The sequence below is a fragment of the Anatilimnocola aquadivae genome (genome assembly GCF_049819085.1).
GTDB lineage: Bacteria > Planctomycetota > Planctomycetia > Pirellulales > Pirellulaceae > Anatilimnocola.
The window spans coordinates 5891337-5907771 of sequence record NZ_CP187419.1 but is presented as its reverse complement, the minus strand read 5'-3'; the positions used below and the strand labels follow the sequence as shown (position 1 = coordinate 5907771).

The following is a 16435-nucleotide window of genomic DNA, read 5'->3' as shown; positions in this document are numbered from 1 at the left end:
ATGCCTCTCCGCTTCCGTTTATCTGCGCTGGCTTGCGCCACGGTCTTTGCCTCGCTGCTCGTCATTAATTCTGTTCAGGCGGTTCCGCCCGAGGCACCGAAGATCGCCGGCGAATCGAAGGATGGCGAACAATCGCTGCAGGGCTTCAAAGTGCCTGAAGGTTTTGAGCGACAGCTGTTTGCTGCCGAACCGCTACTCGCTAACCCGGTCGCTTTCACCATCGATCATCGCGGCCGCATCTTTGTCTGCGAGACGTTCCGTCAAAGCAAAGGGGTCGAAGACAATCGCAGCCACGCACACTGGCTCGACGATGACCTCGCGGCTCAAACGGTCGAAGATCGCCTGGCTTATGTGAAAAAGCATCTTGGCAAGAAGGCCGAAGACTACACCAAGTACGACGATCGGATTCGCTTGGTCACCGACACCGATGGTGACGGCAAAGCGGATAAGTCGAGTGTGTTTGTCGACGGCTTCAACGAGATTGTCGATGGGACCGGTGCGGGCGTGCTGGAGTATCGTGGCAATGTCTATTACACCAATATTCCGCACTTGTGGCTGATGAAAGATCTCGACGCCAATGAACAGGCCGAAGTTCGCCAGTCGCTGGCATCTGGCTTTGGTGTGAAGTACGCATTTCGCGGCCACGATATGCACGGTCTGATCGTGGGGCCCGATGGCCGCCTTTACTTCAGCATTGGCGATCGCGGTTTGAACGTGACCACCAAGGAAGGTAAACGACTAGTCAACCCGAGCAGCGGTGCAGTGTTGCGCTGCGACTTGGATGGCTCGAATTTGGAAATGTTCGCGACTGGCCTGCGCAATCCGCAGGAGTTAGCTTTCGACGACAACGGCAATCTCTTCACCGGCGACAACAACAGCGATAGCGGTGACAAAGCCCGCTGGGTCTATGTTGTCGAAGGTGGTGACACAGGTTGGCGCATGGAATATCAGTACTTGCCCGATCGTGGTCCGTTCAATCGCGAAAAGATTTGGCATCCCCAGAATGCTGACCAGCCTGCGTACATCGTGCCGCCCATCACGAACTTTGCTGACGGCCCTTCCGGGCTCGCCTATTACCCGGGCACTGGTTTGCCCGAGCACTTCAATGGCCGGTTCTTCCTCTGCGACTTCCGTGGCGGACCGGGCAATAGCGGTGTCCGCACTTTCAAGATCAAGCCGAAAGGTGCTTCGTTTGAACTGGTCGACGCCGAGCAAACCTTTTGGAGCGTGCTGGCCACCGATGTGGAGTTTGGCCCCGATGGTGCCGTGTATGTCAGCGACTGGGTGAATGGCTGGAACGGTGAAGGAAAGGGACGGATTCACAAGTTCTATTCACCCGAATGGATGAAGAGCGAAGCAGCGCAGCAAGTGAAAAAGCTGCTGGCCGAAGGCTTGGGTAGTCAATCCGTTGCTGAACTGAAGAAGTTACTCGCCCATCCCGATCGACGCTTGCGACAAGAGGCGCAGTTCACCTTGGTAGACAAGCAAGACGTGGCTTCGCTGCAAGAAGTGGCCATCAAGAGCCAGTCGCCACTCGCGACCTTGCATGCCATTTGGGGCTTGGAGCAATTGGTTCGTCGTGGCCAGGATGCTGCGAAACTGGTCTCTCCGGTAATGGCCCTGGCAACGTCCGATAATGTCGAAGTCCGCGCGCAAGTCGCCAAGGTAATTGGCGAAACGAAACTAGGTTCCGGCGACGAGACGTTGCTGAAACTGTTGAAGGACGAAGATGCTCGCGTTCGCTATTTCGCGGCTGTTTCGCTAGGCAAGTTGCGCAGCAAAGATGCAGTGCCTGCTCTTTTAGAAGTGTTGAGTGAAAACCAGGATCAAGACCCAGTGTTGCGCCACGGTGCCGTCCTGGGCTTGGTGGGCGCTGCGGCTAGTCCAGCGCAATTGGTCGAAGCGGCCAAAGGTGGAACGCCTGCGGTTCGGCTCGGGGTTGTACTTGCCCTGCGTCGCTTGGAATCGCCTGAGATTTCCACCTTCCTGCTAGACAGCGAACCCAAGGTCGTGCTCGAAGCCGCGCGGGCCATTCACGATTTGCCCCTGACGAGCGAATTGCCGAAACTGGCCGCGCTGATCACGCGTTCATCCAAAGACGATCCGCTATTGCGTCGCGTCCTGAATGCGAATTTCCGTCTTGGCACTGCCGAGCATGCCAAAGAAGTGGCTGCCTTCGCAGCACGCAGCGACGCTCCGGAAGCGATGCGGCTCGAAGCTCTCGCGATGCTCAAGGATTGGGGCAAGCCTTCGCCCAAAGATCGAGTGCTCAACTTCTGGCGACCATTGGAAACCCGTTCCAGCGAGCTGGCGGTGAGCGCCCTAAAGCCCGCGCTGCCCGGCATTCTGTCCGGTCCCGATAAGCTACGGACGGCGGCCGCACAGTTGGCTGCTGATTTCGGCATGAAAGAAGTCGGTCCCGTTTTGCTCGGATTGCTGCAGGATAAGAACCAAGCGGGACAGACTCGCGCCGATGCGTTGTCTGCACTAGCTGCGTTGAAGGTACCCGAGTTGGAGGTGACCGTTAATCAAGCCTTGGCCGATAGCGACTCGCGCGTCCGGGCCGCAGGGCGCAATGTGCTGATGAAGCTCAAGCCGAGCGATTCGGTCGTCTCGTTCGAGAAGGCGATCTTCGAGGGAGATGCCATCGAGCGGCAAGCAGCCCTGGCCTCGCTCGCAGACTTTACCCAGCAGGGAACAAACTCCATCTTGGAGAAGGCCCTCGATCAATTGGTTGCCGGCAAATTCCCCGCTGATAGTCGGTTGGACCTGGTGACCGCCGCCGATAAGCGAGCAGCGGGCAGCGTCAAGGGAAAGGTGAAGGAGTATCAATCGCAACAGCCAAAGGATGATCCTGCTGCGGCGTATCTCGACTGCGCCGAAGGCGGCGATGTTGAACGAGGGCGAAAGATTTTCTTTGAACGTGCGCAAGTTTCTTGCGTTCGCTGTCACAAGGCGGCTGGCATCGGCGGTGATGTCGGTCCTGATCTAACGAAGCTCACGAGCGATCCGCAAAAGACGCGCAAGTATCTGCTCGACTCGATCGTGCAACCCAACAAGGACATTGCCAAGGGCTTCAACTCGGTGGTGATACTGGATGCCGAAGGGCGCGTTCTATCGGGAATTGTGAAACAAGAAAACGATCAGCGAGTAGAACTCATGACCGCGGAGGGGAAACTCATCTCGGTCGAGAAGGAGTTGATCGAAGAACGAAAGCCCGGCAAGAGTCCGATGCCGGAAGACTTAACCAAACACCTCACGAAGTTCGAATTGCGCGATTTGGTGGAGTATTTGGCCAGTCTGAAATAGTGACATTGCAGTTATTTGTCAGCTAGCTGTGTACGGCAGCGTTTCTTTAGGTGAAACTCTGCCCCGTTAGCCGCCCAATTCGGTAGGGCCCGTTCCCTCGCCAAAATTTGAGCCAATTACGGGGAATATCGCGAAGTAAAGGGCCCTTTCGCGAATTCAAGCTTGGCCTGCTAATGGGCGATAACTACACTCCAGCGAGCTTGGCTTGGGGCATTTAGCCCCGGTTAAGCCCGATCCAGCGGTGCCCCTCTCCCGGGAAGCTCTGCTGAATCGCCAAGGTGCAGCGACGCAACGGCAATGGATGCGGTTGCCTAGCGAACACCTGGGAGTGGAAAAAAATCTGAACTTGCTGGTAACTGGCGTGTCTATCGAGGCAGGCCGGTAACGACAAGTTACAGGTGAGCCGAATCTGACGAACGGTCGTCAGCGAATCGGCGGAAAGACGGGCGATGCCACGGTTCGACATCCGAATCGCGTAGTTCGTCGTCTAATAGGAAACCTCTCCCATGTGGAGAATGAATCGCGCTGCCGCTTATCGGGCGGCAGCCATGAGGACGAAGGAAACAGTGACGGTCATGAACGAACAAATCAAAGAAGCCATTCGCACTCGGGCCTTCCACGCCCGCTCGAACGAAGAAGTGGTCGACGCCATCTTCGGCACGTTGAAAGAATATCGGATCGATGTGAAACACGTTTCGCTCGAAGATATGAAGTCAGCAGTGGTCGAAGCCACGCGCGCCTCGCGCAGCACTGATAATAACGGCACATCGTTGCCGGTCTAACATCGCAATCCTGCCGTGCTGCGTGCCCAAGCACACGCGGCGCTCAAGACTGCCCGCTCGGTGCACTGCGAAGCGAATCGGCGCGGGCTAAGCTGCGTACGCATTGCTAGGAATGCAGCTCTAACCTCTACAAATACACTCGACGGTTGTAGACGTACCACTCAAAGATGAGCAGGCCAATGGCACCGAGCAGGAGCCAACGCCACAGTTCTTGCCGCGAGACTTGCTTGCTCGTTTGCGCTTTTACTTCTTCGCTGCCGATGTCAATTTTGTCGCGCGGCAGCAGGTTGCTTTCGCGGGCATCGAACAAGTTGACCGCGAATTTTTGCGTCACCTTGTCGCCGGAGCCATCTCGCACGCTGTACACGCCCAATTCGTCGGTACGCGTGAAGACATACTGATTTTGCGTTTCGCGTTGCACGATCGATTCGCTACCACGCGGCGGCTTCACACGAATCGCTGGTACGGGAGTCGTGGTACGCAAGGTTGCAGGAGAACCTGGCTTGGTGCTGGGCATCGCCAGGCCCGTGCGAACGCCGCCTAGGTACTTCACGGCATTGAGCACGAACACCGGAAAGCTGCGGCGGCGTTCCCAGTCGGTATTTACGGTCGTTTCGCCCTTGTCGTTGCGGCCATAGATCTCGAAACCCAGCACGGCATCTTCGTAGCCGGCCCGTGGGCCAACGACAAACACGCTTTTGAGTTCCGCGGCTTCGCCCTGGCCGATGTAGGCCTCCATCAGCGAAGCGCTGCCCGCGGGACCAGTGATGGGCATCGCTTCGACGATCATCACGTTATCCATCTGAATCAGCTGCGTCAGTGGATGAAGCTGATTGACGTCGCGCACCAGCGCGGGGAAGTTTTTTGCTCCAGCCTTCCAGCCGTCGTAATTCGGTACGCGGCCAATGAAAAGTGTATTGCTACTTGGCATCTGCTTCGGAACGCACTGATCGTAAATGATCAGGTCGTAAGCTCCGTCCGCTGCGGCATCTTGATACACCTTATCCTCGAGATACGACGGCGGCTTGGTCACGATGGCGGCCATTTTAGTGGCTTCATCGGTGGCGAGTGCCAGTTCGAGCGCGTCGTTGCCGGGCGTAATCAGCAGCACCTTCGCCGGCTGTGGCAAGTTCACCACCGTGTCAGCACGGTTGTCTTCGGCCAGATCATCCTTGATGTCGAGTTCCAGCCGAAGCACGCCGTTTTCGATCGACTGCATTTCGAACTTCACACCGGCAGCACCGGGAAGTTGATTTTCTGCGTTGCGGCCGGGTATCTCGACGTTCTGCGAATCCAGTTCAACGTCATCGAGAAAGAGCGTGGCCACTGCTTTCTCATCTTTGGAGCCGTAATTTTCGACTCGCGCGAACGCTTGAATTTGGTCCGGCTTCTCGGGATTGGCATCAGTGCTGAAGGCGACAATGCCGACGTTGCGAGGCTCGGCTGTGGCGACTTTCACATACTCTGCCTGCAAGTTGCCGAGGCGAAAGTTGGGGACGGACGAGAATCCGCCATCGGTAAACAGATACATGGTTGCCGGCTGAGCTTCGGCTGTTTGAATGTCGTTGGGATTGTTCGGATCGCCGGTTTGGCCCGGGTTCGCCAGCCCCGAAGCAGCGCGCAGGGCTTCGCTCAAATCGCTAGGGCGATTGGTAGCTTCGATCGTTTCGACCTTTTGCCGCAACAGGCGGCGGTTGTCGGTGAAGGTTTGTTCGACTCGGGCGGTGTTCGAAAAGCTGATAAGCATCGCGACATCGCCCTTTTTCATCTGTTCGATGAGGGCAATGGCCTGCTGCTTGGCGGCATCAAGACGCGTGGGTGAAACATCCTTGGCGTTCATGCTGGCCGAAGTATCGACCATGAAGATCAACCGGTTGCCGACAAGTTCCGTCCCTTTCCAACCAGGGCGAACAAGCGTGATGATGAGCAGGCCAATCAGCAGCAATTGCAACAGCAGCAGCAGGCTCTGACGCAGCTTTTGCCAGAGCGAATTCACGTGCAAATCTTCAATCGCGCGGCTCCACAGATACGTGCTGGGAACTTCGAGCGGTTGACGCCGCAGCTTCAAAAAATAGAGGGCGATGATGGCTGGCGGAACAAGTGCCAAGACCAGCCATTGACCGAGTGAGAGAGTGTTGATGAAGTCAGCGAGCAGCATAGTTCGATTACCTCACCAGCCCGCGTTTGCGCAAATAAGTACCAACGAGTTTTTCCACCGGAGTCTCGGTGCTGGTCATCACGTAGTTCATGCCGCGGCGGGTGCAGTAGTCGCGGGCACCATCTACAAACGCGGCCAAGGTTCGTTTGTACCGATCGAGCAGCGGACGGCTGACAGTCACTTCGGCAATGTCCGAGTCTTCGGCATCGACCAATCGCAAATCGCCTTTAATCTCGGGATTCAATTCTTCTGGGCTGAGGACGTGCAGCACGTACACATCCATCTGCTGGGCAACGAGCAGCTTGAGTGCTTGCTCGTAGCCTGTTTTGTCCATCAAATCAGAGATGAGAATTAAGATTCCCTTGCCCTGATTCCGAATGCAAAAATTGCGGATTCCTTGTGCGAGCGAAATGTTTTCCCCAGGCTGGATGCTGTTCAAGTGATCGACCATCCGCCAGACACTGGCTCGCCCGCGAAGAACGGGGCCCGGCGTGCGATGCGACGTCGACAGCGATTCGATCTTCACGCGATCGGCCCGTGTGAGCCCGATGTAACCGAGGGCCGCGGCTAGCTGCTTGGCGTATTCCAGTTTCGTTGGTTGGCCGAAATCCATGCTACGGCTGGAATCGACCAGCACATACACGTGCAGGTCTTCTTCTTCCAAGAACAGCTTGAGGAACAAGCGATCCATGCGGGCGTACAGATTCCAATCGATGAACCGCAGGTCGTCACCGGGGACATAGTTGCGAAAGTCGGCAAACTCGACGCTTTGCCCCTTCCGTTTGCTCCGCCGTTCACCCTTCATCCGCCCGCGAAAGATCTTGCGGCTGATGAGTTCCAGCCTTTCAAGCTGCGCGAGCAGTTGCGGTTGCAGGAGCGGGATTGGAGGGACAGTGGACATAAGAGACTCGCGGTGCAAGGGCACTGTGATTCAGAGAGATATTCAGCAGATTTACCTCGCCAGCGCTGCCTTCACCGGAGCGTCTTCGCCCTTTTCGGGCAGTTTTTCGAGGATCTCGAGCAGGACGTGGTCGGTATCGAGTCCCTCGGCTTGGGCTTCGAAGTTGAGGATCACGCGGTGTCGCATCGCGGGGAGGAACGAGCGGCGGACATCCTCAAAGCTGACGTTGTAGCGGCCTTCCAATAGCGCTCGAACTTTCGAGGCGAGTGCCAGGGTTTGCGCACCACGAGGGCTGCTGCCCCAACGCAGATACTGATTGGTGATTGGCAATGAGTAGGGCCCGCTGGGATGCGTGGCGAGTACCAGCCGGACGATGTAGTCCTGTACGTGTTGGGCAAGGATCACGTCGCGAATCAGCTTTTGCCATTTGCGAATTTCGGTGCCGTCCATCACCTTCTCGGGCCTAATGTTAATGCCCTTGGTAGTGCGGTCGACGATCGTCGCCAGTTCTTCGCGAGAGGAATAGCCTACGACGAGTTTGAAGAGGAAACGATCCAGTTGAGCTTCCGGAAGTGGGTAGGTACCTTCTTGTTCGATCGGGTTCTGGGTGGCGAGCACAAAGAAGGGCTTATCCAGTTCGTAGCGAGTACCTGCTACGGTCACGGTTCCCTCTTGCATCGTTTCGAGCATCGCGGACTGCGTCTTGGGAGTCGCGCGGTTGATTTCGTCCGCCAGCAGAATTTGCGTAAAGACCGGGCCGCGCTGAAACTCGAAGACCCGGCGGCCCTCAGCATTTTCGTTGATCATGTTGGTGCCGAGGATGTCGCTGGGCATCAAGTCGGGTGTGAACTGAACGCGGTTGAACTTCAGGTCGAGCGCTTCGGACAGGGTACGCACGAGCAGCGTTTTGCCGAGCCCGGGCACGCCTTCCAGCAGGCAGTGCCCGCCGATGAACATGGCCGTCAGTACACCGTGAACGATTTCGTCGTGACCGACAATGACGCGGCCTACTTGTTCGCGGACCGCTGTGTAGCGGCTGCGAAATTCTTCGGCCTGTTTCTGCATCGACTCGCCGATACTCATGAATGCTCCTCAAAGCGGGCGGCGCTAGGGTTGTTAAGCAGTGTGGTTGGGTGGCGAGAAGAGTGCTTCTCGCGCGAAAACGAGATCAGGAGAAAAGTGATTCAAGGATAGCAGACCGATCAACTGGGCGGGTCTTTGCGCAGCTTCTTTTTCGCGGCCAGCAGTCGTTCGGTATAGGACTCTTGTTCGGTTTGCGGCAATGCACCAGCGGTAAAGGTAGGGGGCGGAGGGGGCGGTGCATCTCCGCCGGCCGCGGCATCGCGCAGCACTTCGTTCGGATCGCGATCCGGCGTGTCGGCATCCACTTGGGGTTCAAAGCGGGCGGCTGCGCGGCGTTCATCAAGTTGGTTCGAAACAGTGGCCTTGAGATTGCGGAGGCGATCCATACGTTCATCGGCAACCGCTGCCTGGTCACGACGCAGGATGGCGTTCCAAGTCCAGAGGGCACCGGGAATGACCCATTCAAAATTGACTTGTACGCGGCGGACGAAGACGTCTGCCAAAAACAGACAGCCAGCCACCAACAAGAAGGCCGGCCAAATGTCCTGGCTGCTGTTGGCCTTTTGCAAGGTACGGCGGAAGGTATCGTTTTGCTTGACCAAGTCCGGCACGGCTTCCTTGGCAAGCGGTCCCTCGATGAGCTTTCCTTCCGCACCACCCTTGGGGCGATAAGCGGCCAGCGAGGTCAGAATCGCTTCGTTCGATTCCCGTTCGCGGTATTCTGCGGAATAAGGAACGGTGATGCCCGCCAACAGCGGAGCACCACCCATGCCGGTGTTGATGGCCAGTAAGTAGCTACCAGCCTTGTCGGCATCAAACTCACCGACGTAGCGGCCAGGAGCCTCTTGCTGCATGCTGAGTTGCAGATTCTTGAGCTCTGGATCGGCACCGACGCCCGACATGTTCAAAAAGTTGAGGAACTCGTCGTCGTCCTTCAGTGCGGTAACGACGACCTTGACTTTGCCGTCTTTCACTTCGGTGGCGATGGTGAACTTGCCCGACTCGTTGACGGGGCGCATCGACCAGCGAATCATCTGGCTGTAGAACTTGTTGTAGTTCTCCCAACCCGTCCATTGGTTGGCCCACTTCTGCCCGCCGTCGGAGGTAAACACACAGGTCTTGCCTGCTCCGTACGTCCAAGCAGCGAGAATCGTGGCGTTACTGTCTTCGCCCGGCTTGGGCGAACGAATCAGCACTTCGACCAGCGGATTCTCTTTGACGGTGGTCATTACAAAGCCCGTCAGGGGCGGCAATTCCCCTTCGATGTTCTGCAGCATCTCGTGGCCACGGGCTTCCGGCAGCACGTAAGGCTGGAAAGTCTCTTCAAGTACGAGTGGCCGGGCGACACGACGGCTTTCGCGTTGAAAAATGCGCGGGATCGCTTTCGGATTGTTCACCGCGTAGTACTTGCCGCCCGTTTGATTGGCAATGCTTTGCAGCAAACCACTTTCAGCGGGACCATGAGAACCAATGGCTACCGTGCTGACGGTGACGCTCGCCTTTTTGAAGCGAGCCATCACGCCTGGGCTCGGTGGTGAGGGATCGCCATCGCTGATGACGATCATGTGCTTGACTGATGCGGGATTCGTTTCAAATTCTTTGATTGCCTTCGCCATGGCAGGGTCGAAGGCGGGCATATCGCCGGGCGTCATGCGGCCGATGCGCGAAGACATTTCTTTCTGGCGGTCGCCGACACGAACGAGGCCCTTGCCGTCCTTGATCCAGAGCCAGTTATCGCCGCCAGTGAAGTTTTCCCACTGCAACAGACCGCAGTAGTCCATCGGCCCCAGCACTTTTACCGATTCTTCGGCCACCTTCTTCTGAATGTTGTTGCCGTCGGCGATTTCGCAGGCATGCATTAGCAGTACTAGAGCGCCGACCGCCTTCACCTTGCTGTTCTTGATCTGGAAATCGACGGGCATCGCCTTTTCGAGTTCGGTATTGGCCCAGCCTCCAGCGCCAAAGCTGTTCATGCCGCCGATCATCACCAACCCGCAACCAAACTGCTCGGTGTTGCGCACGAGCATCGAGACCTGGTCGTCGGTAAAGGCTACGGCGTTTTCGTCACCGCCGCTGGCACGGGCGACATCGGCGAGCACAATGCAGTCGTAGCCCTGCAGTTGGGCCAGCGAGGTGAATAGGTTATCGCTGGGCATCGTATCGACTTCCATGTTCAACTCGCCCAGACGAGCAATTAGGCCGTCGAAACCTTTAGGATCCTCGGCATCGACAATCATCAGCACGCGACCCTTGCCCCGCACATGCGTGAAGGCCGTCGCCGAGTTGTTCTGCTCCATGGCATCGCCAGAGCCCGCCTCGGGAATGAAGCGGGCGCCGTAGGTATAGCCTGCTGGGACTTCGATCGTGTGTTGAACAGAGAAGACGTTTTTGCCCGGCTTGAGCGTGACGTCGGACTCTTGCAACAAGTTGTCCTGGCCGTTGTAATTCTGCACGATGCGCAGCCGGCCCTTCACATCTTGTTCGCCATAGTTTTGCACGACGATGCGGGCTTCCAAGGGTTGCCCGCGGCGAATATCGCTGGGCAGGGCGACCTTCTCGACGGCGATCTCGTTCCTCGCGGCGAGACGAACGGCCACGACATCAATGCCGATGCCGTTCTCGGCCAAGGCACTAGCGATCGAGCGTGAGTCGCCCAGGTTTTCGTTTCCGTCGGTGATAATCACAATCCGCTTGGCGGAGTCTTCGGGGAATGCCGCTTGAGCTAGTTTGAGAGCTGAGCCGATGTTCGTGGCATCGGTGCGCAGGTCGAACAGGCTTTCCAAGTTGCCGACCGAACGGATGTCGTCGGCAAATGGCGGATGTTCGATGGTGGCTTCACGACCAAAGACGATCACGCCCGCTTTGTCTTCCGCAGCCGACTGCAGATCGCCCTTGTGCCGGTGGGCAGCGACGTCCTGCATCACAAATTGAATCATCGCTTCGCGAACAGGCTTGGGGATGCTCTCGGACTGATCGAGCAGGTACATGACCGTCATTCGCTCGCTGATTTTTTGCAATTGCACACCAGCGAGAGCGAGGATCATCAGCAGCAGAACTCGGCCACGATATCCCAGTGCAAAGACGCGGCGATACTTGCCGAGTGCGGCCAGCGAGCGATAGCTAATGACAAACAGAATCGGAATCGCGATCGCTAGCAGCAACAGCCAAGGCTGATCGAAGGTCAGGCGGTCGGCATCAAAGTCTTTGGTCAGGACGAACCACTCACTAAACCACAAGGCAAAACGGCCCATCCGCAGGCGGATCAGCAGCGAGTGCATGCCGGTCGAGAGCCACGAATAGAGCCAAAGCAGGGCGAGGCCCGCCAGCGAGATGACGACGGGCAGCAGCAACTTCAGCCCGATGTTGCGCAGGGTGACTCGCCAGTTGGCGCGAGGATCATCGTTCCATGGAACTGGCCAGATATCGAACGGCGCAAGAAACAGGACCACCAGCAGCCAATAATCAACCGCTTTGCCAAAGCCCATGAGCATGCCGAGCGGGCGCAGAATCAGCAGGGAGAGAAAGGTCGCTGCCACGGCGGTGGCAATGATGACCAGCGGCATCGATAGACGGACAAGCCACGGCGAGCGCTTGCTCAGCAGCGGTCGCCAAAGTTCGCCAATCGATCCTGTTACCAAGAGCCAGCCGACCAGTACGAGACTGGCAATCGGAATGACATCCAGGCGAACGAATTCTAGCCACGCCATGCGAAAGCCTTTACGCAGTGGTCAAACGATAAGCTTGGTTCGCTATCAAGGTTCCAATCTTTGGTACTTGATCAGCAAAACTCAATACCGGGCTATTGTACCCGACAGGGGGAGTGATAGCAGCCTGCGCTTACGAGGTTTCGTCATACTGGCAGCACGAAATGCCAGTTCGGTCCGATCTTGGCGAAAAGTCGCCGATTTGCTAGAACCTGGGCCGTCTCGGGCTATCGACCGGGAGCAAAGGGCGGCAGCGCACTCGGATACCCAGCGAGTTGTGCCCGATCTTGCTTCTGGAGGGTGCTCGGGTTCGCGATCACGGAAGGTCGTATTAGCCAGCACCGGAAGCGTCATGAGGAATTTTCTTCGCGTCTTGCGCCTCGCCCTGCGAAGGAGATTCACCTTTGCGCTGACGATGTTCTGCTCATTGGTGGTGGCCCTGCTGTGGGGTGCCAACTTGGGGCTTATCAAGCCCATTGTCGATGTCACCTTCAGCGGCAAAACTCCGCACAAGTGGGCCGACGATCAGGTTCTCGAAGCGGCCCAGGTTGTGACCGCCCTCGAGCAGAAAGTTGCCGACGCTCAACTGGAGCTGCCCAAGCTCTCGCCCGCCGAGCAAGGTCCGCGGCGAATGCAGCTGCAGCGAGACGAGATCAATCTCACCTCGGCCCGGTTGGGGCTGAAGCAGGCCGAATCGTATCACCCTTGGATTGTGCGCTATCTACCCGATGACTCCTTTTGGGCTTTGGCCCTGCTGGTGGGCATCCTCTGCGGCGCGACGCTCATCAAAGACTTCTTCCTGGCGACGAATATTGTCTTGGTCGAAAACCTGTCGCAAGTCGCTGTGGTCGAACTGCGCGCCCAATTGATGCGGCGGGTCTTGAATCGCGAGATCGATGCCTTTGGGAACTCGCGCACCAGCGATACCTTGGCTCGCTTCACCGCCGATATGGCCAGCGTGTCGACCGGCGTCTCAGCAGTCGTCGGGCGGGTGATGCTCGAACCACTGAAGATGATTGCCTGCTTGATCGGTGCCGCGCTCATCTGCTGGCGACTGTTGCTCCTCTCGCTGATTGTGGCGCCACTCGCCGGCTATGTCATTTTCAAGCTGGCCGGTTCGCTCAAGCGGGCTAACCGCCGGGCGATGGAAGAACTGTCGCAACTATACGGTCGCATCTCCGAAACCCTCAGCGGCATTCAAGCGGTGAAGGCGTTCGGCATGGAGCGGCACGAGCGAATTCGCTTTCACGAGCGGAACAAAAACTTCTTCTTCAAATCCATTCGCATTGCCGTGTACAACGCCAGCGCTCGCACGAGTGCCGAGCTAATGGGGACGATCATCATTTCGATGGCGGTTCTCGCCGGTGCCTACCTGGTGCTGAATCAAGAGACCTCGATCCTAGGCATCCGGATCATGGAACGCCCGCTCAGTTCCGGCTCGTTGTTGGCCTTTTATGCCTTGCTCGCCGGCGTGAGCGATCCTGCTCGCAAATTGGCCGATGTGTTCAACTACATCCAACGTGGCATCGCGGCTTCCGATCGCATTTACGAAGTCCTCGATAGCCCACCGACCATCGTCGATCCCAAGCAGCCCACGCGGCTGGCCAACGATCGCCCCGAAGTGGTCTTCGACAATGTCTCGTTCCACTACAAGCCCGGCCAACCGGTGCTAAAGAACATCAGCTTCCGAATTCCCTTCGGCAAGACGGTGGCGGTCGTCGGCCCGAATGGTTGCGGCAAGAGCACCCTGATGAGCCTGCTGCTGCGGTTCTACGATCCGGTCGAAGGCTGCATCAAGCTCGATAACGTCGATCTTCGGCAGATGCGCCAGCACGACCTCCGCGAGCGGATCGGTCTCGTCGCCCAGCAAGCCATGCTGTTCGACGACTCCGTGATTGCCAACATTCGCTACGGCACACCACGGGCTACCGACGAGCAAGTGATCGAGGCAGCCACCAAAGCTCACGCGCACCGGTTCATCACCGAAAAGCTCGAACATGGTTACGAGACCATCGTGGGCGAACGAGGCGGCAAGCTCTCCGGTGGACAGCGCCAGCGAATCTTGCTCGCCCGTGCGATTCTTCGAGATCCCCAGATCCTCATTCTGGACGAAGCAACCAGCCAGATCGACCTCGAAAGCGAGCAGCTGATCCATCGCGTGCTCGAGCAGTTCACCCGTGGCCGCACGACGCTCATGATCACGCACCGCGTGGCTTCGCTGGCCTTGGCCGACGAAGTGATCGTGCTCGACGGCGGCCGCATTGTCGACTTCGGCACCCACGACCAACTGCTCGGTCGTTGCGAGTTGTACAGCCGGTTGTATCAGCTGGGCTTCCGGGCTGCGGGTTAGAGCGGCCTGTGATGCAAACCACTCCTGCTGCCGAACGAATGCCACTCGACCCCGACGAGGTCAATCGACTCTGGCAGCACGGCATGCACGAAGAGCGGCTCTTTCACGATCGCTTGAATTACTTCTCGGCGATGCAGATCGGCCTGCTCGGCGTCTTTGCCATTCTCTATCACAAAGAGCCGTCGCCGGGCGTCTTCCTGCCGCTGACGGCTGTCGCCATTGCCTTCACACTCCTCTGGCTCTGGGTACAAGTTCGCCACTGGCGATACTGCGTCCATGTGAATGACCTGATCAAACAGACGGTCCCCGAGTACCAACGGACGATCGCGGCCTTCGCTGCTCCAGGAAGAATCGATGGCCTGTCGATCTCCCGCCCGCTGGCGTTTGCCGTGCCGTTGTTGTTCGCCGCCACCTGGCTGGCACTTTGCACGTGCGTCCTCATTCGCGCGGCACAGTAGGCCACCCCGCATCGCCGAAGTACCGGTGCTGCGGATTCTTCCGCGCACGCGCACCTGCCCAGGTAGCTTGCCGCGGCAACATTCATCGCTGGCCGCACCAATCGTGATAGAAGCCGCACGACCGTTACCAATCGCGGCACACGCACAGTCTGCGCACATGGGAGGGTTTGGCATGTAGGTGGAGTGAAATGATAGCAGCGCCGATAACTAGTGTTGTCAGCGGAAACGCTTTGACATGGCCCAGGGATTTTAGGGCACCGAGAGGAATGACGATGCACGAAGGTATTGCGACCGATGGCCATGCTCAAACGCAAGTTGGAAGCCGGCAAGGAAAAAGCACCGGCCCGCAAGAGCGTTTCGTTGCAAACTCCGCTGGAGACCTATCTCCGCGAGATTAACGAAACGGCTCTGCTCACCGCGAAGGACGAGCAAGAGTTGGCCGGTGCCATCGCCGATGGCGACGTCCGTGCCCGCGATCGCATGGTCCGTGCGAACCTCCGCCTCGTCGTCAACATCGCTCGTGGTTACACGGGCAAAGGCCTGAGCCTGCAGGACCTCATCGAAGAGGGCAACCTCGGCCTGTTGCGAGCCGTCGAAGGCTTCGACCCCAACATGGGTACGCGGTTCAGCACTTACGCCAGCTATTGGATCAAGCAGTCGATCAAGCGCGCCTTGATCAACAGCGCCAAGACGATCCGCATTCCGGCCTACATGGTCGAACTCCTCAGCAAATGGCGCCGCGCCAGTGCTCGTCTTACCGAAGAACTCGGCCGCACACCCACGCCCGAAGAAGTGGCCCGCGTCCTGGGTCTGCAGAAGAAAAAGCTGCCGATCATCAAGAAGGCCATTCGCATCTACAACAGCACGCCGCAAACCGATCAAGCCGAAGCAGGCTGGTCGCTCGGCGAAATCGTGATGGACGAACGGCTCAAGAATCCCGAAGACGAAATGGTCGAGCACGACTCGCTGAAGCACATTCGCGAAATGCTCACCACCATGGACGTCCGCGAAGCCACGGTGCTCAAGATGCGGTTCGGCCTCGAGAATACCGAACCTCACACCCTCAAGGAAATCGGCGAAAGCCTTGGCCTGACCCGCGAACGCGTCCGTCAGATCGAAACCGAAGCCCTCGCTCGTCTGGCCGACAGCCTCAAGGATCCTCGCGAACGAGAAATGGAAGCGCTCGCAGCGATGGGCGACTAACAGTCCTCGTCGGCCCGCAACAAGCGGCACTCCCCGCTGTTGCGGCACCCAGACTGCCCACCACGCGACCGGTTTCCGTCTCTCTTTGAAACCAACTTGTCCAACTATCAACGTAATTGTTGGTAGCCAAGGGCTCGCAAACCCGAGAGTTGCGCTATCTCGCGTCCAATGGCGACCCCGATAGTTGGACACCCCCCTTTTGCGGTTTCGGCAGGCTGGCAACAAGTGGTCCGCCGCGCTGTTCCGGCATTCCCCTCGGCCGCTGCACCTTCGATTTGACTCTGCTGCAAGGGAGCATCCGGCTCCCTTGCCGCGACTGTTCACCGGCAGGGCTGAACAGGGGTTGAACAGTGCTTCTTTGATAACTTTTTCGCACGATTTTTCAAGCTTCTCAATCAGGCCTAAGTGCCTATTCCGAAGGTAGTTGCAGTCGCGAAAAGCGGTATTCACGCCGGGTTCTTGATAACCATTTGATAACCGTTTCAGA

At 57.8% G+C, this 16435-nt stretch carries 9 protein-coding genes; 5 read left to right on the top strand and 4 right to left on the bottom strand.

Annotation, left to right across the window (positions count from 1 at the left end; genetic code table 11):
• Together NA78x_RS23160 and NA78x_RS23155 are read left to right on the top strand one after the other, a co-directional pair.
• The gene (locus NA78x_RS23160) at positions 1–3309 is read left to right on the top strand and encodes a PVC-type heme-binding CxxCH protein (RefSeq protein WP_425614758.1); all 3309 of its coding nucleotides are present in this window, start codon (positions 1–3) and stop codon (positions 3307–3309) included.
• Positions 3310–3815: 506 nt separating this feature from the next.
• Entirely contained in the window at positions 3816–4091 is a 276-nt protein-coding gene (locus NA78x_RS23155; RefSeq protein WP_425614757.1) for a hypothetical protein, read from the top strand.
• Between the two features lie 127 nt (positions 4092–4218).
• Here the strand turns inward: NA78x_RS23155 and NA78x_RS23150 are convergent, their stop codons facing one another.
• The 4 genes from NA78x_RS23150 to NA78x_RS23135 form a co-directional block, all read right to left on the bottom strand.
• A complete protein-coding gene (locus tag NA78x_RS23150) occupies positions 4219–6249 on the bottom strand; it encodes a vWA domain-containing protein (protein WP_425614756.1) in 2031 nt (676 codons plus the stop codon).
• Positions 6250–6256: 7 nt separating this feature from the next.
• Complete coding sequence (locus tag NA78x_RS23145; protein WP_425614755.1) at positions 6257–7150, bottom strand: DUF58 domain-containing protein; 894 nt, start codon at positions 7148–7150, stop codon at positions 6257–6259.
• 51 nt (positions 7151–7201) lie between these two features.
• On the bottom strand, positions 7202–8233 hold the full coding sequence (locus tag NA78x_RS23140) for an AAA family ATPase (protein ID WP_425614754.1): 1032 nt from the start codon (positions 8231–8233) through the stop codon (positions 7202–7204).
• A gap of 119 nt (positions 8234–8352) precedes the next feature.
• Positions 8353–11940, bottom strand: coding sequence for a glutamine amidotransferase (locus NA78x_RS23135; RefSeq protein WP_425614753.1), 3588 nt, complete (start codon positions 11938–11940; stop codon positions 8353–8355).
• A gap of 349 nt (positions 11941–12289) precedes the next feature.
• Here NA78x_RS23135 and NA78x_RS23130 point away from each other — a divergent pair, with 349 nt between their 5' ends.
• The 3 genes from NA78x_RS23130 to NA78x_RS23120 all read left to right on the top strand — a co-directional run bounded on the left by NA78x_RS23130 (position 12290) and on the right by NA78x_RS23120 (position 15948).
• Positions 12290–14287 carry an ABC transporter ATP-binding protein gene (locus tag NA78x_RS23130; RefSeq protein WP_425614752.1) on the top strand — a complete coding sequence of 666 codons (1998 nt, stop codon included), beginning with the start codon at positions 12290–12292 and terminating at the stop codon, positions 14285–14287.
• Between the two features lie 11 nt (positions 14288–14298).
• Positions 14299–14745 (top strand): hypothetical protein, encoded by a 447-nt coding sequence (locus NA78x_RS23125; RefSeq protein WP_425614751.1) that lies wholly within the window; start codon positions 14299–14301, stop codon positions 14743–14745.
• Positions 14746–15045: 300 nt separating this feature from the next.
• Complete coding sequence (locus NA78x_RS23120; protein ID WP_425619471.1) at positions 15046–15948, top strand: sigma-70 family RNA polymerase sigma factor; 903 nt, start codon at positions 15046–15048, stop codon at positions 15946–15948.
• Positions 15949–16435: the final 487 nt, after the last annotated feature.